At 65.1% G+C, this 23121-nt stretch carries 17 protein-coding genes and 1 pseudogene; 7 read left to right on the top strand and 11 right to left on the bottom strand.

The features are described from left to right. The first annotated feature begins 295 nt into the window (after positions 1 to 295). Entirely contained in the window at positions 296 to 583 is a 288-nt protein-coding gene (locus C9F13_RS06990; protein WP_108445528.1) for a sll1863 family stress response protein, read from the top strand. Positions 584 to 671: 88 nt separating this feature from the next. Here the strand turns inward: C9F13_RS06990 and C9F13_RS06985 are convergent, their stop codons facing one another. From C9F13_RS06985 to C9F13_RS06965, 5 genes and pseudogenes are all read right to left on the bottom strand, one after another. Then, positions 672 to 1040: a nuclear transport factor 2 family protein gene (locus C9F13_RS06985; protein WP_108445527.1), complete on the bottom strand. Its 369-nt coding sequence runs from the start codon at positions 1038 to 1040 to the stop codon at positions 672 to 674. A 406-nt stretch (positions 1041 to 1446) separates the two neighbouring features. Continuing rightward, positions 1447 to 2652, bottom strand: a pseudogene (gltS, locus tag C9F13_RS06980) (sodium/glutamate symporter). Positions 2653 to 2735: 83 nt separating this feature from the next. After that, positions 2736 to 3683: a formimidoylglutamase gene (gene hutG / locus C9F13_RS06975; protein ID WP_108445526.1), complete on the bottom strand. Its 948-nt coding sequence runs from the start codon at positions 3681 to 3683 to the stop codon at positions 2736 to 2738. Beyond that, positions 3683 to 4393 (bottom strand): IclR family transcriptional regulator, encoded by a 711-nt coding sequence (locus C9F13_RS06970; RefSeq protein WP_108445525.1) that lies wholly within the window; start codon positions 4391 to 4393, stop codon positions 3683 to 3685. The genes hutG and C9F13_RS06970 overlap by 1 nt, the downstream gene beginning before the upstream one ends. A gap of 432 nt (positions 4394 to 4825) precedes the next feature. Continuing rightward, a complete protein-coding gene (locus tag C9F13_RS06965; RefSeq protein WP_108445524.1) occupies positions 4826 to 5755 on the bottom strand; it encodes a LysR family transcriptional regulator in 930 nt (309 codons plus the stop codon). A 502-nt stretch (positions 5756 to 6257) separates the two neighbouring features. Between C9F13_RS06965 and C9F13_RS06960 the strand changes: the two genes are divergently transcribed. The 5 genes from C9F13_RS06960 to C9F13_RS06940 all read left to right on the top strand — a co-directional run bounded on the left by C9F13_RS06960 (position 6258) and on the right by C9F13_RS06940 (position 11651). After that, positions 6258 to 7427, top strand: a complete 1170-nt coding sequence (locus tag C9F13_RS06960; protein ID WP_211310922.1) for a glycine cleavage T C-terminal barrel domain-containing protein — start codon at positions 6258 to 6260, stop codon at positions 7425 to 7427. Between the two features lie 212 nt (positions 7428 to 7639). Further along, positions 7640 to 8104, top strand: coding sequence for a methylenetetrahydrofolate reductase C-terminal domain-containing protein (locus tag C9F13_RS06955; protein WP_108445523.1), 465 nt, complete (start codon positions 7640 to 7642; stop codon positions 8102 to 8104). A 27-nt stretch (positions 8105 to 8131) separates the two neighbouring features. Beyond that, positions 8132 to 9121: a formyltetrahydrofolate deformylase gene (gene purU / locus C9F13_RS06950; RefSeq protein WP_425432870.1), complete on the top strand. Its 990-nt coding sequence runs from the start codon at positions 8132 to 8134 to the stop codon at positions 9119 to 9121. A gap of 14 nt (positions 9122 to 9135) precedes the next feature. Next, the gene (gene folD, locus C9F13_RS06945) at positions 9136 to 9996 is read left to right on the top strand and encodes a bifunctional methylenetetrahydrofolate dehydrogenase/methenyltetrahydrofolate cyclohydrolase FolD (RefSeq protein WP_211310921.1); all 861 of its coding nucleotides are present in this window, start codon (positions 9136 to 9138) and stop codon (positions 9994 to 9996) included. 80 nt (positions 9997 to 10076) lie between these two features. Continuing rightward, positions 10077 to 11651, top strand: a complete 1575-nt coding sequence (locus C9F13_RS06940; RefSeq protein WP_108445521.1) for a BCCT family transporter — start codon at positions 10077 to 10079, stop codon at positions 11649 to 11651. Positions 11652 to 11909: 258 nt separating this feature from the next. Here C9F13_RS06940 and C9F13_RS06935 read toward each other — a convergent pair whose 3' ends face one another. The 6 genes from C9F13_RS06935 to C9F13_RS06910 all read right to left on the bottom strand — a co-directional run bounded on the left by C9F13_RS06935 (position 11910) and on the right by C9F13_RS06910 (position 20752). Then, entirely contained in the window at positions 11910 to 12953 is a 1044-nt protein-coding gene (locus C9F13_RS06935; RefSeq protein WP_108445520.1) for a methylenetetrahydrofolate reductase, read from the bottom strand. Further along, entirely contained in the window at positions 12950 to 13432 is a 483-nt protein-coding gene (locus C9F13_RS06930) for a methylenetetrahydrofolate reductase C-terminal domain-containing protein (protein ID WP_108445519.1), read from the bottom strand. Before C9F13_RS06930 ends, C9F13_RS06935 begins: the two co-directional genes overlap by 4 nt. A 33-nt stretch (positions 13433 to 13465) precedes the next feature. Continuing rightward, positions 13466 to 16324, bottom strand: coding sequence for a formate dehydrogenase subunit alpha (fdhF, locus tag C9F13_RS06925; protein ID WP_108445518.1), 2859 nt, complete (start codon positions 16322 to 16324; stop codon positions 13466 to 13468). Between the two features lie 10 nt (positions 16325 to 16334). Next, positions 16335 to 18053 carry an NADH-ubiquinone oxidoreductase-F iron-sulfur binding region domain-containing protein gene (locus C9F13_RS06920; RefSeq protein WP_108445517.1) on the bottom strand — a complete coding sequence of 573 codons (1719 nt, stop codon included), beginning with the start codon at positions 18051 to 18053 and terminating at the stop codon, positions 16335 to 16337. 99 nt (positions 18054 to 18152) lie between these two features. Beyond that, positions 18153 to 19793, bottom strand: a complete 1641-nt coding sequence (locus C9F13_RS06915; protein ID WP_108445516.1) for an acyl-CoA synthetase — start codon at positions 19791 to 19793, stop codon at positions 18153 to 18155. A 158-nt stretch (positions 19794 to 19951) separates the two neighbouring features. Further along, the gene (locus C9F13_RS06910) at positions 19952 to 20752 is read right to left on the bottom strand and encodes an enoyl-CoA hydratase (protein WP_108445515.1); all 801 of its coding nucleotides are present in this window, start codon (positions 20750 to 20752) and stop codon (positions 19952 to 19954) included. 679 nt (positions 20753 to 21431) lie between these two features. Between C9F13_RS06910 and C9F13_RS06905 the strand changes: the two genes are divergently transcribed. Next, positions 21432 to 22880, top strand: a complete 1449-nt coding sequence (locus C9F13_RS06905; protein ID WP_157955179.1) for a dihydrolipoyl dehydrogenase — start codon at positions 21432 to 21434, stop codon at positions 22878 to 22880. Positions 22881 to 23121: the final 241 nt, after the last annotated feature.

Below are 23121 nucleotides of genomic sequence, written 5' to 3'. Positions count from 1 at the left end.
GCCGTCCCTGGATCGCTCCACCGAGGAGGCGGCCGCACGCCCGTAGGCGCTGCGGGCGAGCAGTACCGGAAAATGGCCACGCTCGCCGGCGGCCCCGCCATATCCATGAGTCTAGGACACTCCGATCACCTTCACCTGACTGCCCAGTGCGAGGGTAGACCCGTTTTCGCGCTCTAACGCTGACCCCGTTTCCGCTGCCCTTGATATGCCACGACGTCGCACGCAGTTCATGGGGTGACACTCCGAGAGCGGGCTATCCTCAGGGGGACCCGCCCTCACATCGGAAGGAGCACCTATGAGCAATCGAGACGCCTACGAGCAGAAGCTGCGCGCCAAGATGGATGAGCTGCAGGCCGAGGTAGAGAAGCTGAAGGCCCGCGCCCGAAGCGCCGAGGCGGATGCGCGCATCGACCGGGAGGAGGAGATCGACCGGCTCGAGGCCCGCCGCGAGGAGATGCGCAAGAAGCTTGAGGAGCTTCGCCACTCCGGCGACGAGGCCTGGGACGATATCCGCGCCGGCGCGGAGCGCGCCTGGGAATCGCTGAGCGAGGCGATCGAGCGGGCGCGTTCTCGCTTCAAGTGATCGACCACCGGCCTCGTCGATGGCTGCCACGTCGGCTCGGACCTCCCGGTCCGGGCCGATTGTTCGTCTGACCCTACGGGGGTGACCCTCAGCCGCCGGGCTTCGCGTGATAGGTGATCACCTCGGAGTGCACGCCGTCGGCGTCCGCCTTGATCAGCCCGGCGCCCTTCAGTGCCGTACCCGGCACCGCCCACCAGCACGAGGCGGTGAGACGACCGTCAGCCTCCTGGGTGAGCACCTCGGTCAGCGCCATCAGGGGGTCCGGCACCTGGCCCGCGCCCTGCGAGGCGATGGCCTCCTTCAGCTCGGCGAGGTAGTCCGAAAACGCGTCTCTGGTGATGACGCCGACGTTCGGGTCATCGAAGGTGAAATCCTCCGCGGTGGCCTTCAGGATCCTGTCGGCATCGCCGTGGGTCCAGCCTTCGGCATAGGCGCTCAGGTGGTCTGCTGCGTTCATTGCCTCATCCTCCACTCGGTTAGCTCCCCAGTGCCCTGGATAGCTCGGCCCCATTTATCCCCCGATGACGGTCTGCCTCCGTCGTCAACCTGACCTCTCCAGCGGCTTGTTCAAACTCGACGCTGACGCCACTCAACGCTGGAAGCATGCCCTGCGTGAGCCTCGCGCCAAGCGCCGTCAGTGCAGCACGACACGCCGGCACGAGGGCCCTATAACAAGCGTAATCGCGCCGGCGAGCTTGTCGACGGCGGGAGTAAAGAAAGACGAAACACCGCGGTGACATCGAGTCGGGTCCAGAAAAGGCAAGACGCCAGCCTGGCAGGACCAGGCTGGCGTCGAGAAGGCTCAGTCGAGAAGCCCCCGTCGGGATGCCTCGGCGATCACCGAGACATCATTCCGGTATCCCTCAGGCGAAGGCGTTGAGGCACCAGGTGATGGCCGGGATGGCCACGATGTCGATCAGCACGGCGCCACACAGCGGCACGATGATGAAGGCCTTGTGGGAGATCACGCGGTAGTGCTCGCACACGGCGCTCATGTTGGCGACGGCGTTCGGCGTGGCACCCAGGCCATGGCCGATGAAGCCGGCGGTGAGCACGGCGGCGTCGTAGTTGCGGCCGAGCAGGCGGAACAGCACGAACACGCCGAGCACCACGATGGCCAGGGTCTACACCAGCAGGATCGTCAGCAGCGAGCCGCCCATCTCCTGCAGCTGCCAGATCTTGAGGTTCATCATGGCCATGGTCAGGAAGATGCCCAGCGCCACGTCGCCGACGCTCGAGAGCGCGTTGTCGGGCATGCTGATCCACTCGAAGCGGTCGTTGAGGTTGCGCAGCAGGATAGCCACGAACATCGCGCCCACGTAGCTCGGCAGGATGATGCCGAGATGGGTCGCCAGACTCGCCTTGAACCACAGGCCGAGCACCATGATCGGCACGACGATAGCCAGCACCCGCAGCAGCACCGGGCCGTCGATGCTGGCCACGGTCGGGTGCTCCTCGGCGGTGAGCTTCTCGAGATCATGCACGTCCTCGGCGACCACCGGGATCTGGCGACGATCGATGATCCAGCGGGCGATGGGCGCGCCGATCACGCCGCCGATGATCATGCCGAAGGTGGCCGAGGCGATGGCTGCGGTGGTGGCGCCCTGCACGCCCAGGGCTTCCGCCTCGGGGCCGAAGGCCGCCGCGGCGCCGAAGCCGCCCTCCAGCGAGGTTGCACCGGCCATCAGGCCGATCAGCGGGTCGAGGCCCAAGAGGCTCGCCATGCCGATGCCCACACCGTTCTGCATCAGCGCCAGCAGCCAGCAGGCCACCAGGTAGACGCCCAGCGCCTTGCCGCCCTTCTTGAGCAGCGCCAGGCTGCCGCCGAGGCCCACGGTGGTGAAGAAGGCGATCATCAGCGGGCTCTGCATCGCGGTATCGAGCTCGAAGGTGACGAGGCCCAGGTCGCGCAGCAGCCAGGCCAGCAGGGCGAAGCCGAAGCCGCCGACCACCGGCGTGGGGACGCAGAAGTGTTCCAGCCACTTGAGCCGGCGCTTGAGGCCGGCCCCGAGCGCGAGCAATAGCAGGGCCAGTGCCGTGGTGGTCACGGCATCCAGGGAGAAGTGCATGGCGATGCTCCGTTCTTACTGCCGCCAGGTGGCGGTCCAGGTGGTTGTTGCCGCTAGGGAGCGGTTTGGATCATGAAAGGGGCTCAGCGGGCGAGCCGCTCCACCAGGCGCGCCGCGACACGCGCGGTGCGCGACTCGGTGTCCAGGCGCGGATTGAGTTCGGCGACGTCGACCATCGGCAGTTCGGTGCGCGCCGCCAGGTAGTCGATGACGTCTTCGACGAAGGCGAGCTCGATGCCACGGGCGGCCGGCGCGCTGACGCCGGGGGCAATCCAGGCGGGCAGGGTGTCGAGGCAGATCGTCAGGTAGACCACGTCGACCCGGGCCAGCAGGCGGTCCAGCGCGCCCTTGACCTCGGGGCTCGCGATGGAGCGACAGGCGTCGTCCAGCACCCACTCGACGCCGAGCGACTCGGCACGCTCGAACAGCGCCGAGGTGTTGCCGGTCTGGCTGACGCCGAGGCAGGTGTAGCGGAACTCGATGCCTTCCTGCTCGCAGAGCTCGGCGCACTGGCGAAACGGCGTGCCGGAGCTGGCTCGCTCGGCGTGGCGCAGGTCGAGGTGCGCGTCGAGGTTGAGGATGCCGATGCGCGGCCGGTCGGCCAGGCCGCGGGCGTGGGCGAGTAGCCCGGAGAAGCTGGCGAAGGCGATCTCGTGGCCGCCGCCCAGGCCGATCACCCGGTGGCCCTGGTCGAGCAGGCCGGTCACCCGCGCGGCGAAGGCCTGCTGGGCCGCTTCCAGGGCGTCGCCCTCGCAGACCACGTCGCCGGCATCATAGAGCGGCGCCTCGAGGTGGTAGGCCAGGTTGGCCAGCTGGCGGCGCAGCGCCAGGGGGCCTTCGCTGGCGCCCACGCGGCCCTTGTTGCGCGCCACGCCGGCATCGGAGCAGAAGCCGACCAGCGCGCGCCCCGGCCGCTCGGCCTCGGCCACCGGACGCACCACCTGGTGCCAGCGGCGCGAGTTGCCGCTCTCTTCGCTGTCCACGCGGCCCTGCCAGGGGTCGATCCGCGCCTCGTTGTCATTCTGCTGCATCACTCGAGGAGTTCTCCCAATCGCTGTGCACTGTTGCGTGTCTGTTCGGAAAGCCAGGCGGTACGCTGCCGGGTGCGGGCCTCCGGCGCCATGACGCTGATCACGGCCTTGAGCCGCCCGCGGCCGTTGAAGACCGGGGCGCTCGCGCCCCAGACGCCCTGGTCGATCTCGCCGAGGCTGACCGCCACACCCTCGGCGCGGATCGCCTCGAGCCCCGCCAGGGCCTCGTCGCGCTCGGCCTCGGAGCGCAGCGTCAGCGCCATCTCGCGCTCCTCCTCGCCCATGAAGGCGAGCAGCGCCCGGGCGCTGGCGCCCCGGAGCAGCGGCTGCACCTGGCCGCGGTGGTAGCAGCAGCGCAGCGGCTGGGGGCTGTCGATCATCTCCACGCAGAGGGCGTGATCGCGCACCGCCATCAGCAGCGCCGAGCTCTCCTGGGTGATGTCGGTCAGCTCCGTGAGCACCGGCCGCGCCCACTGCAGCAGGTCGTTGCGCTGCTCGAAGCCCTGCTGCAGGCGCACCGCCTGGGGACCGGGGGCGTAGGTGCCGCCCTCCCGCTCGCTGACCATGCCCCACGCCAGCAGCTGGCGCAGGTGGCGATAGGCGGTCGAGACCGGCTGACTGGTCAGCTCGGCCAGTGTCTTTACCGTCAGCGGCGCGCCCTGGTTGGCCAGGCAGCACAGCAGCGCCAACATGCGATCGGAAGGACCCATGGCTCTCACCTCATAATTTGATAAACGATACGCGCGGAATCTTGTGATACAAAAAATGGTTATCAATTTATGATAACCCAACACCCTATACTTTGGTTGTAGACCGGCCGCGACTCGGCCATGCAAACGCTCCGCGTGGGACACCTCGAGGGGCGGTTTCAGCGGGCAGATCAGCGCGTTAAGTGCGACGGGGGATCAACGGGGTCGGCGTGGCGCGGCCTCGGAGGGGGAAGGAAAGGGAGCATAGCGTCCCCGGCGTCGTTGCGCCTTGTGCACGGGGATGCCGAGGGGTGGGGAATCCGGCACTTGCCGATGGCGAAGCGCTGCCACGCCGGTACTGCCGTGCTGCTGGCTCGTGATCGATCCCACCGGTCGAGGCGTTCCTGGCCTGGGGCCTGTGCCACCGTGGCGACGATCACGTCACGCTCGTGCTCAAGCCGGCTTGTTCGCCTCCTCCAGCAGCCATTCACGAAACTTTCCGGCGATCGAGCGCTCCTGGTCGTTACCCGTGCTGACCACGTAGTACGCTTGCTCGCAGTTCAGCGGTCTGTCACACACCACCTCGAGCTTTCCGGCATTCAACTCCGCCTGGTGCAGATCCCGGCTGCCCAGCAGAATGCCCTGACCGGCCACGGCGGCCTCCTGCGCCAGCAGGCCGTTGCCAAACCGCAGTTCCCGGAAGGCACCGACCTCACATGCCTGCTGCTTGAACCACTCTTTCCAGCCGCACGGCTCCTCGAAGCGGGTCAGGGTGCTGTCGCACAGCAACGGGTGTTGGCGCAGGGTGTCGATCCCGGTCACGGTGGTGGCCACTTCGGGGGCGCACATGGGCACCAGTTCGAGCCCCATCAGCCGTTGCGGCGTGATCTCCGCGTAGTTGCCGTAGCCGAGGCGAACGGACACGTCTATGCCGGAGCGCTTGAGCTCGGTCGCGCCGAAGACGCTGTCACGGGATCGGTCCACCGTATGCAGGCTGGCCTGCAGGCGCACCTCGGCGTCCGGGCAGATGGCGTAAAAGCGGTGCAGCCGCGGCACGATCCACTTGGTGGCGAACAGCGGCTCGGAGCACACGGTGACGGTCAGGCGCTCCTCGCCGTAGGCGCGAATCTTGTCCACCGCGCTGGCCAGGGTCTGGAATCCCTCGTGCAGCTCCGGCAGGGCCGCACGTGCGGCCGGGGTCAGGCTGACGCGCCGGTGGTGACGGATGAACAGCTTGACGCCCAGATACTCCTCGAGTGCCTTGATCTGATGACTGATCGCCGCCGGTGTGACGTTCAGCTCCTTGGCCGCCGCAGCGAAACTCTTGGTGCGTGCAGCGACCTCGAAATAGGACAGAGCGATCAGCGACGGGAGTCGTAGCATGGCCAATACTCGCAACATGGCGGAGCGCCACCGGCACTTCAAAGTGACACGCGTAACCCTCGCTATCAACACTGCCGCCGGATAAACCCGCCCGCTCCCGGGCGGCGGTACCCACCCTCATCGCCGATCCCATCAGTCATTCAGGCTGATGTCTGGCGCTTCCTCAGCATAAAGCCCTGGATTCACCCGCAGAGGCGGCTGCGAGTCGGCCGAATCCGACCTGACTGAAGGCGATAAGCGGCTGGCATTCCCCCGCACGTGATCCCCCGGCTCGCTGCCGAGACGCAGGTTTCCCCTCCTGCGGACCGGGGTCGAGGCCTCGAGCCCCGCGGCAGGCGGCGAAGAACCAAAAGGTCCGGATCCCGTGAAAAGTTGGACCATTTTGGCTGCTTCCACCGCTGCTTTAGGCCGCCTTGTAATGCCAGGCGCGACTATATTGAGCGTGCCGAGCCAGTGAGTGAACGCTCCCCGTTCAATTGCATAACATCGAAGGTCGATAAAAATGACAAACGTTACCGCCGTCAGCATTGAAAAAGAAGATGATTTTGGATTCGGGACTCAGATCCGGAAGTCTCCCTACTTCGACGCCACCGTCCGGTGGGGCGCAAAAGGGTTTTCGGTATACAACCACATGTATATCCCGCGTGACTTCGGAGATCCCGTCCAGAACTTCTGGAATCTCGTGAATGACGCAATCCTTTGCGATGTCGCCGCCGAGCGTCAGGTCGAAATCACCGGTCCGGATGCCGCGAAGTTCATGCAGAGCCTGACTCCGCGTGACCTGTCGGAAATGGCGGTCGGACAGTGCAAGTACATCCTGATCACCAACCAGGACGGTGGCATTCTCAACGATCCGATCCTGCTGCGTCTGGCAGAGAATCACTTCTGGATCTCGCTGGCCGATAGCGACATCCTGCTGTGGGCACAGGGTGTTGCGGTGCATGCCGGGCTGGACGTCACCATTGGCGAACCCGATGTGTCCCCGCTGCAACTTCAGGGCCCGAAGTCCGGCGAAGTGATGAAGAAGCTCTTCGGTGAGAGCATCATGGATCTTCGCTACTACTGGCTGCGCGAACTGGACCTCGACGGCATTCCGCTGATCGTCTCGCGCACCGGCTGGTCGAGCGAGCTGGGCTATGAGCTTTACCTCCAAGACGGCACGCGGGGTGATGAACTCTGGGAAAAGATCATGGCGGCAGGCGAGTCCTTTGGCCTGAAGCCCGGTCATACCTCCACGATTCGCCGTATCGAAGGCGGGATGCTCTCCTATCACGCTGACGCGGACATCAATACCAACCCTTACGAACTGGGGCTGGACCGCCTGGTCAATCCGGACATGGAAGCCGATTTCATCGGCAAGGCCGCACTGCAGCGCATCCGGGACAATGGCGTGAGCCGCAAGGAAGTTGGCCTGATCATCGACATGCCCCCGCTCAAGAAGCCCAACACCCGGTTCTGGTCGCTGATGAAAGATGGCCAGACCGTCGGGAAAGTGACGTCGGCGGTCTACTCCCCTCGTCTCGAGCAGAACATCGCCTTGGCCATGGTGGCCACGGAACTGTCAGAGCTCGGCACGACACTGGAGATTCCCACCGACTCCGGATCCGTGACGGCCACCGTTGTCGAAAAGCCGTTCTTCGATCCCAAGAAGCAGAAAGCCATCGCGTCTTGAATGGCATCCCAGGAACAAGGCGGCATTGAAACACACCTGCATCCGTGAGCGGCCCAGAAAGACTGACTGACTCTCGAGATCCCGCCCGAATCAAACGGCATCACCCGGGCAAGGAAAGGATCATCGTCGAGGGCAAGCAGTTCACAAGCAACTCACGGATTCAGGACTCGACAACGTTCTCCACCGTCGTGGCACCGTGAAAGGAGAGGGATATGTACCCCATTCGTCGATGGGCCGTGCGGCACGCGAGAGTGTTCGAGCGTATCTACCTAATGTTCGAGCCGGTGATCGTCAGGCTGCAGCCGATCTGGAAGACGGTTGGCTACCAGCGCGCGGAAAAGCCGGTAGGCATGGTGGAGAAGTTCAGCAAGGGACTGCTGTTCGATTGCAAGATGTGTGGACAGTGCATCCTCAGTTCCACCGGGATGTCTTGCCCGATGAACTGCCCCAAGACGTTGCGCAACGGCCCTTGTGGCGGCGTGCAGCAGAATGGAAATTGCGAAGTCAAGCCCGACATGCGCTGTGTCTGGGTCGACGCCTGGGATGGCAGTCAGAAAATGAAAGGCGGCGGACAGATCCATGTGGTGCAACTGCCCGTGGATCACAGCCTGAAGGGAAGCTCGTCCTGGCTGCGTGTGGCACGGGCCGCGGCAGAGCCACAACAAGAACATAAGTAAGCGTCAATTCCGTGGAACGAGATCGCCATGGTGGGCAATCCGCCAGGCCGTCCACGCTACAACATCGAACAAGATGAAAGATTGAAACCTGTCATCTGGCGAGTCAACCAACAAGCATCAATACATAAAAGGCTTTCTGGCATGAGAAAAATCGTGGACTACTCCAACCAGTACGTGCTTACCGTCAACTGCAAGACGGCAGCTGGCATCGTGGCCGGCATCGCATCCTACCTGACGGAGCGTGGCGGCTATATTGCTGAACTCTCTCAGTTCGATGACAAGATCACCGGTCAGTTCTTTCTAAGAACCTTGTTCAATATCACCACGGAATCCAAGCATACCTTCGAAGACATACGCAACGGCTTCGATAAACTGGCCGAAAAGCATGGCATCAAGTGGTCCATGCATGACGTCAGCACCCCGACAAAGGTGCTGATCATGGTATCCAAGTTCGACCACTGTCTGGTCGACCTTCTTTACCGTTATAACAAGGGCGAGCTGAACATCGACATCACCGCTATCGTCTCCAACCACCAGGATCTTCAATCGATCGTCGAGCGCGAAGGCTTTCGCTTCATCTACCTGCCGGTGACGCCAGACACCAAGGCGGAGAAGGAAGCCGAGCTGCTCGACATCATCAACGAGACCGGCACCGACCTGGTGGTGCTGGCGCGGTATATGCAGATCCTGTCTGACGATCTCTGCAAGCACCTCCATGGCCGGGCCATCAACATCCATCACTCCTTCCTGCCCGGATTCAAGGGTGCCAAGCCTTACCATCAGGCATATGAGCGTGGTGTGAAGCTGATCGGTGCCACCGCGCACTACGTGACCGCCGATCTGGACGAAGGCCCGATCATCGAGCAGTCCGTCTTGCCGGTCAGTCACGCCTACTACCCCGATGAGCTCGTGTCCCTTGGCCGGGACACCGAAACGAAAGCCCTGGCGAGCGCCGTCAAGCTGCATGCCGAAAACCGTGTATTAATCTCGGGCAACAAGACCATCATCTTCAAATAGACCCAGAGGTCATCATGGCTCAATTAATAGACGGAAAGCTGATTTCGGCTCAGGTGCTGCAGGAAGTGGCCGCTGAAGTCGAGCTGATCGGGGCCGAGCATGGCATCAAGCCGACCCTGGCTGTCGTGCTGGTGGGAGAGGATCCCGCCAGCCAGGTGTATGTGAGCAACAAGGTGAAGCGGGCGATAGAGGCGGGGATGGGCTCCATTGAGCACCGCCTCGACGCCGATACCACCCAGGCTGCCCTGAATGAGCTCATCGATGCCCTGAACAACGATCCCGAGGTGCACGGCATCCTGGTGCAGCTGCCACTGCCGTCGCATCTCGACGAGGATGCGGTGATCTCTGCCATCCATCCGGCCAAGGACGTCGACGGCTTTCATCCACTGAACGTCGGCGCCCTGGCGTCCGGCCGCCCATCGCTGGTCCCGTGCACGCCGCAGGGCTGCATGATCATGCTGCGTCAGGTCCATCCGGATCTCAGTGGCAAACATGCGGTGGTGGTGGGTCGTTCCAATATCGTGGGCAAACCGATGGCGGCACTGCTCCTGCAGGCCAACTGTACCGTCACGATCGTGCATTCACGCACGCAACACATCGAATCCCTGTGCCGCCAGGCCGATATTCTGGTCGCCGCCATCGGCAGGCCGGAGTTCATCAATGCGGACTGGGTCAAGCCCGGTGCCACGGTCATTGATGTCGGTATCAATGCCAGGGACGTCGATGGCAAGAGAAAGCTCGTAGGTGATGTGGCGTTCGAATCGGTCGCTCAGGTCGCCGGCGCCATTACGCCGGTGCCCGGTGGCGTGGGCCCGATGACGATCGCCTGCCTGCTGCTGAACACGACACGTGCAGCAAGGCTCCAGTTGACCTGACCGTTAGATCCGCCGCCACTCGCACCCAGCAAGGTTGGCGTCGCCCCAGGCGACGTGACAATAACAACAGAGGACCTCGCATGAACCTCGACCACGATCCCACCATGGCCCCGGGCCATGACAACACCCAGATAATGGGGCTGGACTTCCACAACCCAGTCTTTCCCCTGTCTGCCCTGGCGATCATCGCCTTCATCCTCTACGCCCTCGTCTACCCCGACGCCGCCAACTCTCAGCTGACCGCGGCCCGGACCTGGTCCATCGAGTACTTCGATTGGCTGTTCATGATCGCCGGCAACCTCTTCGTGATCCTGTGCCTGGTGCTGATCGTACTGCCGTTGGGGCGCATCCGCCTGGGAGGCCAGGCCGCCCGACCGGAACACTCGTTGATCTCGTGGTTCAGCATGCTGTTTGCCGCGGGCATGGGCATCGGCCTGATGTTCTGGAGCGTGGCCGAACCGGTGGCCTACTACACCGAATGGTACGGCACCCCGCTGAATGCCGCCGCCGGCACCCCCGAGGGCGCCAGCGCCGCCATGGGCGCCACCATGTTCCACTGGGGGCTGCATCCCTGGGCGATCTATGGCGTGGTGGGACTCTCCCTGGCCTTCTTCGCCTACAACCGCGGCCTGCCGCTGACCCTGCGCTCCGCCTTCACCCCGCTGCTGGGTAACCGGGTACGCGGCTGGACCGGCCATGTGATCGACATCACCGCAGTGCTGGCGACCATCTTCGGCCTGGCCACCTCGCTGGGGTTCGGCGCCTCCCAGGCTGCCGGCGGCCTCAACTACGTGTTCGGCGTGCCCAACACCATCGGCACCCAGATCGCCATCATCGTCGGCGTCACCGCGGTGGCGCTGTTCTCGGTGTGGCGCGGCATCGACGGCGGCGTCAAGCTGTTCTCCAACATCAACATGGTGATCGCGCTGCTGCTGCTGCTGTTCGTGGTCCTGACCGGCTCCACCCTGCTGTTCCTCAACGGCCTGTGGGACACCACCCTGGCCTACGCCAGCCATATCCTGCCCCTCTCCGGCTGGATCGGCCGCGAGGACACCACCTGGTTCCATGGCTGGACGGTGTTCTACTGGGCCTGGTGGATCTCCTGGTCGCCCTTCGTCGGCATGTTCATCGCTCGGGTCTCCCGGGGGCGCACCGTGCGCGAGTTCCTGACTGCCGTGCTGCTGGTCCCGACCCTGGTCACCATCGTCTGGATGAGCGCCTTCGGCGGCAACGCCCTCTCCCAGGCCGCGAACGGCGTCGGCGAGCTGGCCAACGGCATCAGCGACGTCTCCCTGGCGATGTTCCAGATGCTCGAGCACCTCCCGCTGACCACCCTGACGTCCACCATGGCCATCGTACTGGTGCTGGTGTTCTTCATTACCTCCTCGGATTCCGGCTCGCTGGTGATCGATAGCATCACCGCCGGCGGCAAGGTCGATGCGCCCCGCACCCAGCGAGTGTTCTGGGCCACCCTGGAAGGCGTGATCGCCGGCGTGCTGCTCTACGGCGGCGGCGACAAGGCCCTCGGGGCCCTGCAGGCCGGCGCCGTGGCCACCGGCTTGCCCTTCACCATCGTGCTGCTGGTGATGTGCGTGGGGCTGATCAAGGGCCTGCGCGAGGAACATCGCGAGCTGAAGCTGGCGAGCGCGTCCTGACAGAGGCTTTCCAACCACCGACGACGCCCCCATTCGGGGGCGTCGTCGTTTCTGCGCCCCTATATGGGTGAAGCGCTCGGGCGGATCGGGCACCACGGGCCCCGGGTCAGGCCGGCCCGGGAGCATCTCCCCCTGGCTATCGCCGACCGGCGTGTGTGACGGGTGGAACGGGGGAAAGCGTCAGCGATCCAGTCCCCCCGAAACAGAAACGCTGGCGGGTCGCCAGCGTTTCCATGAGTCGTCCGTGACGGCTGGCCTCTAGCTCAGCAGCGCCTCGGAGGATTCGGGGTTGAGCGCTTTCGGGTCGTCGCGCCCCGGGTACCAGGGCACGCGGCCCTCGAGCACGCCGGTGGCCTCGATGATCTCGGCCACGGTGTGTTCCTGGCGGTAGGCCATGATGTGGGCGCCGCTGACGCCGGGGATCTCGCGGATCTCATTGAGCAGGTCCATGCACAGCCGCTTGCCCTCCTCCTTCTGGTTCTCGGCCCCCTCGAGCCGCGCGATCACCGCGTCAGGAATGTGCACCCCGGGGACATTGGCACGGATCCAGCGCGCGCTGCGCGCCGAGGCCAGCGGCCCGATCCCGGGCAGGATGAACACGCGGTCGGGGCCTTCCAGCAGCCCGAGGTCGTTGACCTTGAGCATGAAGTCCCGCAGCCGCTCGATATCGAAGCAGTACTGGGTCTGGATGAACTGCGCCCCGGCCGCCACCTTCTTGGCCAGGCGATGGGGACGCCAGTCCAGCGGCGGCACGAAGGGGTTCTCGGCGGCACCGAGGAAGATCCGCGGCGGCGTCTCGATGTGTCGACCGCTCTGGAAGCGCTGCTCGTCGCGCATTGCGCGGGCGAGCTCGAGCAGCGACATGGAGTCGAGGTCGAACACCGGCTTGGCCTGGGGATGATCGCCGGCCTGCACGCCGTCACCGGTCAGACACAGCAGGTTGCAGGCGCCCATGGCCGCCCCACCGAGGATCTCGCCCTGGATGGCGATACGGTTTCGGTCACGGCACGAGATCTGCAGGATGGTGGCATAGCCGACCCGGGTCAGCAGCGAGCAGACGCCGACGCTGGACATGTGGCAGTTGGCACCGGAGCCATCCGTGGCGTTGATGGCATCGACGTAGCCATCGAAGATGGCCGCCCGCTTGAGCACCTCCGCCGGGTCGGCGGAGTCCGGCGGGTCGATCTCGCTGGTGATGGCGAACTTGCCCGCCCGCAGCACCCGCTCCAGCCGACCAGGGGAAACATGGCCGGGCAGGATCGGCAGGGAGTAGCCCGGTACGGGCTCGTCATCGAATTTCATCTTGTTGTCTCGCTCTTGGCGGTTGAAGAGGCACTACCGTTCTTCTGGCGAACCTGGCGCAGCCAGGCTGACGTTCCCTTGAGGCGATGGTCGACCGGCAACTGGACAGCGTTGATGCGATCGCCATGCTTCATGCGACGACTTCCTTCCCAGGCATCGACCCAGACGCACATCATGTCGGGCTTCACCTCGCAGTGCCCGTTGGCACGCACCCCGCCGCAGGGCCCGTTGCGCAGTGACTTGGGGCAGTTCATGGGACAGGACATGCCGGTGTCGGAGAGAATGCACTGACCGCACATCTGGCAGTCGAAGAGCGCTCCCTTGACGGTCTTTTCAACGACCTTCACCGGCGTCTCGATGCGCTCGTGCCCCAATCGCCTCCACACGGGATCGAGCCTGACCAGCAACGGCTCGAAGCACCGGTAGATCGTCTCGAAGGCTCGGGAGTGGCGAACCACCCAGCGACGCATCCTGTACATGACATTATCCTTCTTCGTTCAGGGGCGATTCCCTCACTCTGCCACGGCCTCTATGGCCGGCCCCAGGCGACAGGCGGCGTACTTGAACTCCGGAATCTTGCCGTCGGGGTCCAGCGCCGGGTTGGTCAGCAGATTGGCCGCGGCCTCCACGTAGCAGAACGGCACGAACACCATGCCGTCCATCAGCAGCGGATCGACCCGCGCCTTGAGCGTGATCGGCCCGCGCCGGGTGGTGATGGTCAGCGCGTCCCCGGGATTCAGCCCCAGCCGCAAAAGCTCACTCGGCGAAACGCTGGCGACCGCCTCCGGCTCCAGGGCGTCGAGCACCTGGCTGCGCCGGGTCATCGAGCCGGTATGCCAGTGCTCGAGCTGACGCCCGGTGATCAGCACCGTGGGGAAGGCCTCGTCGACGGGCTCATCCGGGGGCAAGGGGCGCGTGGGGGCGAACTTCGCCTTGCCACCCGCCCGGGGGAAGCTCTCGGAGAAGACCACGTCGGCCCCCGGGGCATCCTCTGCCGGGCAGGGGTAGGTCACCGAGCCCTCGCGCTCGAGGCGCTCCCAGGTGATGTTGTCCAGCGAGGCCATGCCCCGCTTCATCTCGGCGAACACCTCGCGGGGATGGGTGTAGTCCCAGCCCAGCCCGAAGCGCCGGGCGATCTCCTGGAGGATCCACCAGTCGGGCCTGGCATCGCCGGGCAGCGCCACGGCGGCGCGGCCGATCTGCACCTGGCGATTGGTGTTGGTCACCGTGCCGTCCTTCTCCGACCAGGCGGAGGCCGGCAGGATGACGTCGGCGAACTGGGCGGTCTCGGTGACGAACAGGTCCTGCACCACCAGGTGCTCGAGCCGGGCCAGCGCCCCGCGGGCGTGGTTCAGGTCGGGGTCGGACATCGCCGGGTTCTCGCCCTGGATGTACATGCCCTTGATCTGGCCTGAGTGAATCGCGTCCATGATCTCGACCACGGTGAGCCCGGGCTTCTCCTCGAGGGTCGTGTTCCACAGCTCCTCGAAGGCGGCGCGAATCTGGGCATCGCCCACCGGCTGGTAGTCCGGCAGCACCATGGGGATCAGCCCCGCATCCGAGGCGCCCTGGACGTTGTTCTGGCCGCGCAGCGGGTGCAGGCCGGTGCCGGGGCGACCGGTCTGGCCGCAGGCCAGCGCCAGCGAGATCAAACAGCGGGCGTTGTCGGTGCCGTGCACGTGCTGGGAGATGCCCATGCCCCAGAAGATCATCGCCTTGTCGGCGGTGGCATAGAGCCGGGCGATCTCGCGGATCGTCTCCGGCGCCACGCCGCACAGCGCGCTCATCGCCTCGGGGGTCATGTCCGCGACGCTCGCCTTGAGGGCCGCGAAGCCCTCAGTGTGCTCGGCGATGTAGGCCTCGTCATACAGGCCTTCGCTGACGATCACGTTGAGCATGGCGTTGTAGAGCGATACGTCGCCCCCCGGGGTGAAGCGCACGCTGCGGTGGGCATAGGCATCCAGCGCCTGACCGCGGGGGTCGAGGATGATCAGCTTGGTGCCCTTTCGGGCCGCCTGCTTGAAGTAGGTGGCCGCCACCGGGTGATTGATGGTCGGATTGCACCCGGTGAGGATTACCACGTCGGCCTCGAGGGCCTGCATGAAGGAGGCGGTCACCGCCCCGGAGCCGATGCACTCCATCAGCGCCGCCACCGAGCTCGCATGACAGAGCCGGGTGCAGTGGTCGACGTGGTTGGAGCCGAAGCCGGTACGCACCAGCTTCTGGAACAGCCAGGCCTCCTCGTTGGAGCACTTGGCGCTGCCGAAGCCGGCCAGGGCGTCGGGGCCGTGGGCGGCCTTGAGCGCGGTGAGCCCGTCGGCGGCGGCGTCCAGCGCCTCGTCCCAGCTGGCCTCGCGGAAATGGGTCAGCGGTCGTGCCGGGTCGAAGGCGGGGTCGAGCCCCTTGGGCACCCCGGGGCGGCGGATCAGCGGGGTGGTCAGCCGTGAGGGGTGGCGGGGGTAGTCGAAGCCGAAGCGGCCCTTGACGCACAGGCGGTTCTGGTTGGAAGGACCATCACGCCCCTCGACGAAGAGGATGCGCTCGTCCTCGCCGGGAGCTCCCTGGATATGGTAGGTGAGCTGGCAGCCCACCCCGCAGTAGGGGCAGACCGAGTCGACGGTGCGATCGGCGGCCTTCGAGTCGCCGCGCCCCGTGGCGTCGATCAGGGTCGCCGGCATCAGCGCCCCGGTCGGGCAGGCCTGGACGCATTCGCCGCAGGCCACGCAGGTGCTGTCGCCCATGGGGTCGTCGAAGTCGAAGACGACCTTCGAGGCCGCGCCGCGGTGGGCCAGGCCGATGACGTCGTTGCCCTGCACCTCGCGGCAGGCGCGCACGCAGAGGTTGCACTCGATGCAGGCATCGAGATTGACGTTCATGGCCGAGTGGCTGGTGTCATGGGTCAGAGACCCCGCCCGCGCGGCGACATGGTGGACCGTGGGCGCGTCGCGCTCGGCCCGCGCCGGCAGCCGCTCACGCACGGCGCCGGCGTCGATGGCCAGCAGATCGGCCATCGCCCAGAAGTGGCTGGAGCGGTCGGGACTCGCGTCGCGCTCGGGCTGGTCGGCGATCAGCAGCTCCATCACCCCTTCCCGAGACACGCGGGCCCGCTCGGAGGTGGCGCTCTTGACCACCATGCCGGGCGCCGCCTCGCGCAGGCAGCTCGCCGCCAGCACGCGCTCGCCCTCGATCTCCACCATGCAGGCGCGGCAGTTGCCGTCGGCCCGGTAACCGGGGACGTCCTTGAAGCACAGGTGCGGGATGGTCTCGCCGGCGCGCCTGGCCACCTGCCAGAGGGTCTCCCCGGCAGTGGCGGTGACCTCGGTGCCGTCCAGGGTCAGGGTGAAGCGCTCGTTCCCGCTCGGTTCATTCATGCTCATCTCCCTACCCCCTGACGATCACGTGCTGGTCGGCCAGTTCGCCGCGAAACTCCTTGAGCAGCCCCAGCACCGGATTGGGCGCCGCCTGGCCGAGGCCGCAGATCGAGGCGTCCTGCATCACCTGGGCCAGCCGCTCGAGCTCCTCGACCCGCCATTCGTCCCGCTCGACCAGGCTCAGCATCTTCTCGGTGCCGACCCGGCACGGCGTGCACTGGCCGCAGGACTCGTCGGCGAAGAAGGCCAGCAGGTTGGCGGCCACGGCACGCAGGTCATCGCGATCCGACAGCACGATCACGGCGGCGGAGCCGATGAAGCAGCCCTCGGCCTGCAGGGTATCGAAGTCCAGCGGAATATCGGCCTTGCTGGCCGGCAGGATGCCGCCGGAGGCCCCGCCCGGCAGGTAGCCGGCCAGGCGGTGGCCGTCGGCCATGCCCCCGCCGTACTCCTCGATCAGCTCGTTCAGGGTGATGCCGGCCGGTGCCAGGTGCACGCCGGGGCGCTTGACCCGCCCCGAGAGGGAGAAGCTTCTCAGCCCGCTGCGCCCATGGCGGCCGTGGCCGGCAAACCAGTCGGCGCCCTTCTCGTGGATCAGCGGGATCCAGAAGACGGTCTCGACGTTGTTGACCAGGGTCGGGCGGCCGAAGAGCCCCTGCTGGGCGACGAAGGGCGGACGATGGCGCGGCTTGCCGGGCTTGCCCTCCAGGGATTCGATCATCGCCGACTCCTCGCCACAGATGTAGGCCCCGGCGCCGCGACGCAGCACGATATAGCCCGGCGGCGCGAGGCCGGCCACCTCGAGCTCGCCGATCGCCTCGCCGAGGACCCGATGCAGGCCGGGGTATTCGTCGCGCAGGTAGATGTAGAGCGCGCTGGCCTCCACCGCCCAGGCACTGACCAGCGCGCCCTCGAGGAAGCGATGCGGTGCCCGCTCCAGATAGTAGCGATCCTTGAAGGTACCGGGCTCGCCCTCGTCGGCGTTGATGGCGCAGTAGCGCGGCCCCGGCTCCTTTCGCACGAACGTCCATTTCTTGAACGTGGGAAAGCCGGCGCCGCCCAGGCCGCGCAGGTTGGCACGCTCGAGTTCGGCCATCAGCGTCTCGAGGGCCACGCGCCCCTCGCGGCAGTCGGTCAACAGCCGATAACCGCCCTGCTCCCGGTAGGCGGCGAGGCGTTGCCAGTCGATCGCCTCGGGATGGAAATGGCCCGTATCGATCACCGATTCGACCCCCTCGCGGGTGGCGAACAGCACGTGGTGATGCCCCACTTCCGCGACCGGTGCGGTCTCGCAGCGCCCCATGCAGGGCGCCCTCACCACGCGTACCGCGCGAGGGTCGACTCCGGCCTCCAGTTCCGCCCTGAGCGTCGCGGCACCGGCCAGCTGGCAGGAGAGCGAGTCGCAGACTCTCACCGTCACCTCCGGGGGCGGCGACTGGTCATCGTGCACCACATCGAAGTGGGCATAGAAGGTCGCCGTCTCGTAGACCGCCGCCATCGGCAGGTTCATGTAGGTGGCCAGCGCCCTAAGGTTCACCAGCGACAGATGGCCATGGGCGTCCTGGAGGGCGTGCAGGTGCTCGATCAGCAGGTCTCGCCGCCGCCGGTCCGGGTCGCTGCGCTCGTCGCCGAGCAGCTGGCGAAGCGCGACCAGGGCGACGGGAGGCAGGTCACGGCCTCGTGGCTTGCCACGGAAACGACGCGGGGGAGTGAGGGTCTCGACGGTCATGGCGGGCTCGTTGTTATCGGTGGGCGTTGGCCTACCTGGCGTGTTCGCCCTGGCTCTCGCCAGGGCGATGGGCGGCTCCACTCCTGGTGCCTGAGCGACTCAGGCGGACGGGCCGGTCTCGAGCTTCTGGCGCAGCTGGAACTTCTGGACCTTCCCCGTCGAAGAGGTGGGCAGCGGGCCGAAGATGACCTTCTTGGGCACCTTGAAGCGGCTGATGTTCTCCTTGCAGAAGCGGATCAGCTCCTCTTCGCTCAGCTCGCTGCCGGGGCGCAACTGGACAAAGGCGGCGGGCACCTCGCCCCACTTGGCATCCGCCATCGCCACGACCGCCACGTATTCGACATCGGCATGCCGCTGAATGATCTCCTCCACCTCCAGTGAGGAGATGTTTTCCCCGCCGGAGATGATGACGTCCTTCAGTCGGTCGCGAATCTTGACGTAGCCGTCCGGCTCCATCACGGCCAGGTCGCCGGAGTGAAACCAGCCGCCGGCAAAGGCTTCACGGGTCGCGGTTTCGTTGCGCAGGTAGCCCTTCATGACGATATTGCCACGGAACATGATCTCGCCGACCGTCTGGCCGTCGGCGGGGACGGGCTCCATCGTGACCGAGTCGAGCACCGCGATGCTTTCCTGCAGGGGATAGGTCACGCCCTGGCGGCCATTGAGCCGGACCCGCTCCTCCAGGGGAAGCTGATCCCAGCCATCCTGCTTGACGCAAATCGAGGCCGGGCCGTAGGTCTCCGTCAGCCCGTAGACGTGGGTGAGCTCGATGCCGAGCTTTTCCATCCGCTTGAACACGGACGCCGGCGGCGCCGCCCCGGCGATCAGCCCGCAGACCTTGTGCTCGACCACCGCCTGCGCGGCATCGGCCGCATCGGCGATCATGGCGTGGACGATGGGGGCACCGCAGAAATGGCTTACGCCGTGCTGCCCGATCAGCTTGAGGATCAGCTCGGGGTCCACGCGCCGCAGGCAGACGTTGGTCCCGCCGATGGCCGCCAGCGTCCACGGGAAGCACCAGCCGTTGCAGTGGAACATCGGCAGGGTCCACAGGTAGACCACCGAGGAGGGCAGGCTCCAGGCCAGCACGTTGCTGGTCGCGTTCAGGTAGGCGCCGCGATGGTGGGTGACCACCCCCTTGGGGTTGCCGGTCGTGCCTGAGGTGTACCCCAGCGCGATCGCGTCCCACTCGTCGGCGGGTAACTGCCACTCCTCCCACACCGGCTGATCGGCCAGCAGCGTCTCGTACTCGAGCTCACCGATGGCGCGCTCCACGCCCTGGCTCGGATCGGGCACGTTGATCACCGTGGGCGCCGGCCCTTCCAGACGGGCCAGGGCCTTTTCGACCACGTCGACGTACTCGGGGTCGACCAGCAGCAGGCGCGAGCGGCTGTGCTCGAGGATGAAGGCTACCGCCTCCGGATCGAGGCGGATGTTGATGGCATTCAACACGGCGCCCACCATGGGCACGCCGAAGTGGGCTTCGTACATGGCGGGGACGTTCGGGAGCATGACGGCCACCGTATCGCCCCTGCCGATGTCGAACTGCCTCAACAGGGAAGCGAGTCGACAGCAGCGCTCATAGGTCTGCTGCCAGCTGTACCGCGTCTCGTTGTAGATCAGCGCCGTCCTGTCCGGATATACGGCGGCTGCCCGTCGGATGAAGCTCAAGGGTGACAGCGCGACGTAATTCGCCGCCGTTTTCTCGAGCGCATCATTGTAATGGCAGGCTTCACTCATGGTCTTACCCCTGTTGTTTTTTTAGGGAAGGGTACGTCTCCAGCCGTTCAATCGGCACGACGGCCTTACCAGGACATTGACGGTTCGGTTGTCAGCCCCCTCTCCACGGCCAAGCCGCCTTGGGAGTCGCGGCCCTGACCGAGGCGACGGCTGTGGCACTAGCGGCCGGGCTGCTCCCAGACGGGTTTACGCTTGGCAAGAAAGGCATCGATGCCCTCGCTTGCGTCAGGGCTCATCATGTTGTCGGCCATGATGTTGCCGGCAAAGTCATAGGCGTCGGCCAACGCCATCTGACGCTGGGGATGGAACATGGCCTTTCCAAAGCGCACGGCCGCCGGGCTCTTGCTCAGGATCGTGTCCACCTTGTTGGCCACGGCGGCTTCCAGCTCGGCATCCGCGACGACGGTACTCACCAGCCCCCACTCCAGGGCCGTATCCGCATCGATAAACTCGCCGGTCACCAGCATGTCGAACGCCCGCTTGGGGGAAATGCTGCGTGACAGCGCCACGGCGGGGGTCGAGCAGAACAGGCCCACGTTGATGCCGGACACCCCGAAGCTGGCCGACTGGGCGGCGATGACCAGATCGCAGCTGGCCGCCAACTGGCACCCCGCCGCCACGGCCATGCCATGGACCTGGGCGATCACCGGCACCGGCAGCCCGACGACACTCTTCATCACTCGGCTGCAGTTACGAAACAGTTCCTGGTAGTAGGAGTGGTCGGGATGTGAGCGCATTTCACGCAGGTCGTGGCCGGCGCAAAATCCGCGTCCCGAGCCCTTGATCACCACACAGCGGACAGCGGGATCGGCGGCGATCGCATCCAGCTCTCGCTGCAGTGAGGCAAGCACTTCCTCGGAGAGCGTGTTGAACTTATCCGGACGGTTCAACGTGAGATAGACAGCGCCTGCCTTATCTTCCCTGAGAACCACACTTTCTGAAGACTGATCGTTATTCATAAACAACTCCCGCCAGAGATGGCTGATTAGATAAGGTTTATCGTCACCTCGGCGGTGATCGAGTTGCGAAAGAAACCATCAAGTTCGGCGTCAGCAGTAATGCCAGATATTCTTTCCAACACCACGCCTTCACCAAGGTAATACACGGGACCAGGACAACACGCCTCATCTCCGTCCTTTTTTCGTTTCGCTCCGGGTAGCCGACTGGGCTATCTTTCTTTGCCAACTTCGCCAGCGGATGGCGAGCCGACAGGCCGACTCGGAGAGGCGTCCTGCCTCACGATACCTTCAGCGTAAGTGATCCAGGAAAGCCTTGGAAAGCGACAATTTCTAAGCCGCTGGATTAGCCTGGCTAACGCGAGGAGCCGCGGGCCATGGCGATGATGGCCTGGGTGCAGCACCCACTTCACCCCCTATCTTCCCCGGGCCGCCAGCCCGCACCCATGGATTACGAAAAATAAGCCAAACACTTAGAAACTATCGCTTTACCGCTGGATCGCCCCACGCGTAGCTTGCATCTGGTAAATGGCCTCCAGGCCATCACACTGCAAACAATGACAACTTTTACACCTGGCTCGACAGGCGCTAACGACCTGGACAGCGACCACAGCCAAGCGCGACGACGTCCCCTATCACGGCACGCCTTGAAAAACCCAGCACCTGGAACATGAGGCGCCCCATGAGCGAATCCACGATGAAAACCATTAATGTTGAATACGCGATCATCGGTGCCGGCACCTCTGGACTTGGCGCCTACTCGAAGATCAGTCGCAAGACTGACAGCGTGTTGATGATCCAGGACGGTCCCTATGGGACCACCTGCGCACGGGTCGGCTGCATGCCCAGCAAGTTGCTGATCACCGCTTCCGACTACGCGCATCACTTGACCACCAGCGAGTTTTTTGGCGTTACCTCCGAGGGGCACGTGGATGGACGCAAGGTGCTCGAGAGGTTGCGCCGAGAGCGCGATCAGCGCTTTGTCGCCAACAACCTGCGCTACGTCGGCAAGATTCCGCCCCATCACAAGCTCGAGGGGCGCGCCCGGTTCATCGCCCCGGGCCTCCTCAGGGTGGGCGAATCGGTCGAGGTCAAAGCGGAAAAGTTCATCCTCGCCTGCGGCTCCAGGCCCGCGGTCAGTGAGGTATTCGAGCCGGTCATGGACCACGTCCTCACCAGCGATACAGTCTTCGAGCTGGAGGACCTGCCCCGCTCGGTCGCGGTGATCGGGATGGGGGTCATCGCCCTGGAGCTGGGGCAGGCGCTCCACCGCCTCGGCGTCGACACGACCATCTATGGCCGGTCCGGTAAGATCAACGCCCTCACCCACCCGGACATGCAGCAGGAAGCGCTCGATATCCTCAGTGCCGAACTGGATATCTACCCCAGCGGCCAGGTGGTGCGTACCTGGAAGGATGCGGAAGGTGCCTGGATCGAGTTCGAACAGCCGAATGGTCAGCGGGTCACCAAGGTGTTCGACAGAATACTGGTCGCCACGGGGAGGATCTCCAATGTCGACCAGTTGGGGATGGAGCATACCGGCGCGGAATTCACCGAAGCGGGCAAGGTGGCCTTCGATCCCCAGACGATGCTCTGCTCCGACTCCCCCATTTTCATCGCCGGCGATGCGTCCGAATACCTGCCGGTGTGGCATGAAGCCTTCGATGAGGGGCGTATCGCCGCCGATAACGCCTTGAACTACCCGGACCCGGTGCCAGTGGATCGTAGACCGCCATTGATGGTGTTCTTCACCGATCCTCAGATCGCCATCATCGGGCAAAGCTTTCGGGAACTCGAAGGCATGGAAATCGTGATCGGAGAGCTGCCCTTTGCCAGCCCCCGTCATGTGGTGTGGAACAAGGTCGAGGGGCGCATTCAAGTCTATCTGGACGCGCGCACCGGCGTGATCCTGGGGGCCGAGCTGCTTGGCTACCAGGCCGAACACCTGGCGCACCTGCTTGCCCTGGCCATCACCCACAGCATGACCGCCGAGCAGGTACTGATGATGCCGGTCTATCACCCCAGTGCCGAAGAGCTGCTAAGGGATGTGCTGATCGATGCCAGGGAAAAGCGTCGGGTCTATGCGGCCGAAACCATGATGCATTCGAACACCGTCCCGGCATATTCATGAATCAGGCCTGAAAAATCGTGCATGGCGGCTGCTCTGGGAATCGGCGGGTTCCACGAACCACAGGATCCCAGAGGGCCACTCGCCATGAGCCGCGGACTCGATGAACACCTCGCCGATTCACGCGACCCGCAAGGTGCCCCCTCCGTCGGCGCCCGGGAGCTGTCTCCATATCAACAATTAAATCAGTGGATTATGGAGCACCCCGGGCGCCACCCCCACGCCTTCCCGGGTGGCAGCGGGC

This window comes from Halomonas denitrificans (genome assembly GCF_003056305.1).
Lineage (GTDB): Bacteria > Pseudomonadota > Gammaproteobacteria > Pseudomonadales > Halomonadaceae > Halomonas > Halomonas denitrificans.
Note: the sequence above shows the minus strand (reverse complement) of the source record. Positions and strands in the feature narration are given on the sequence as shown.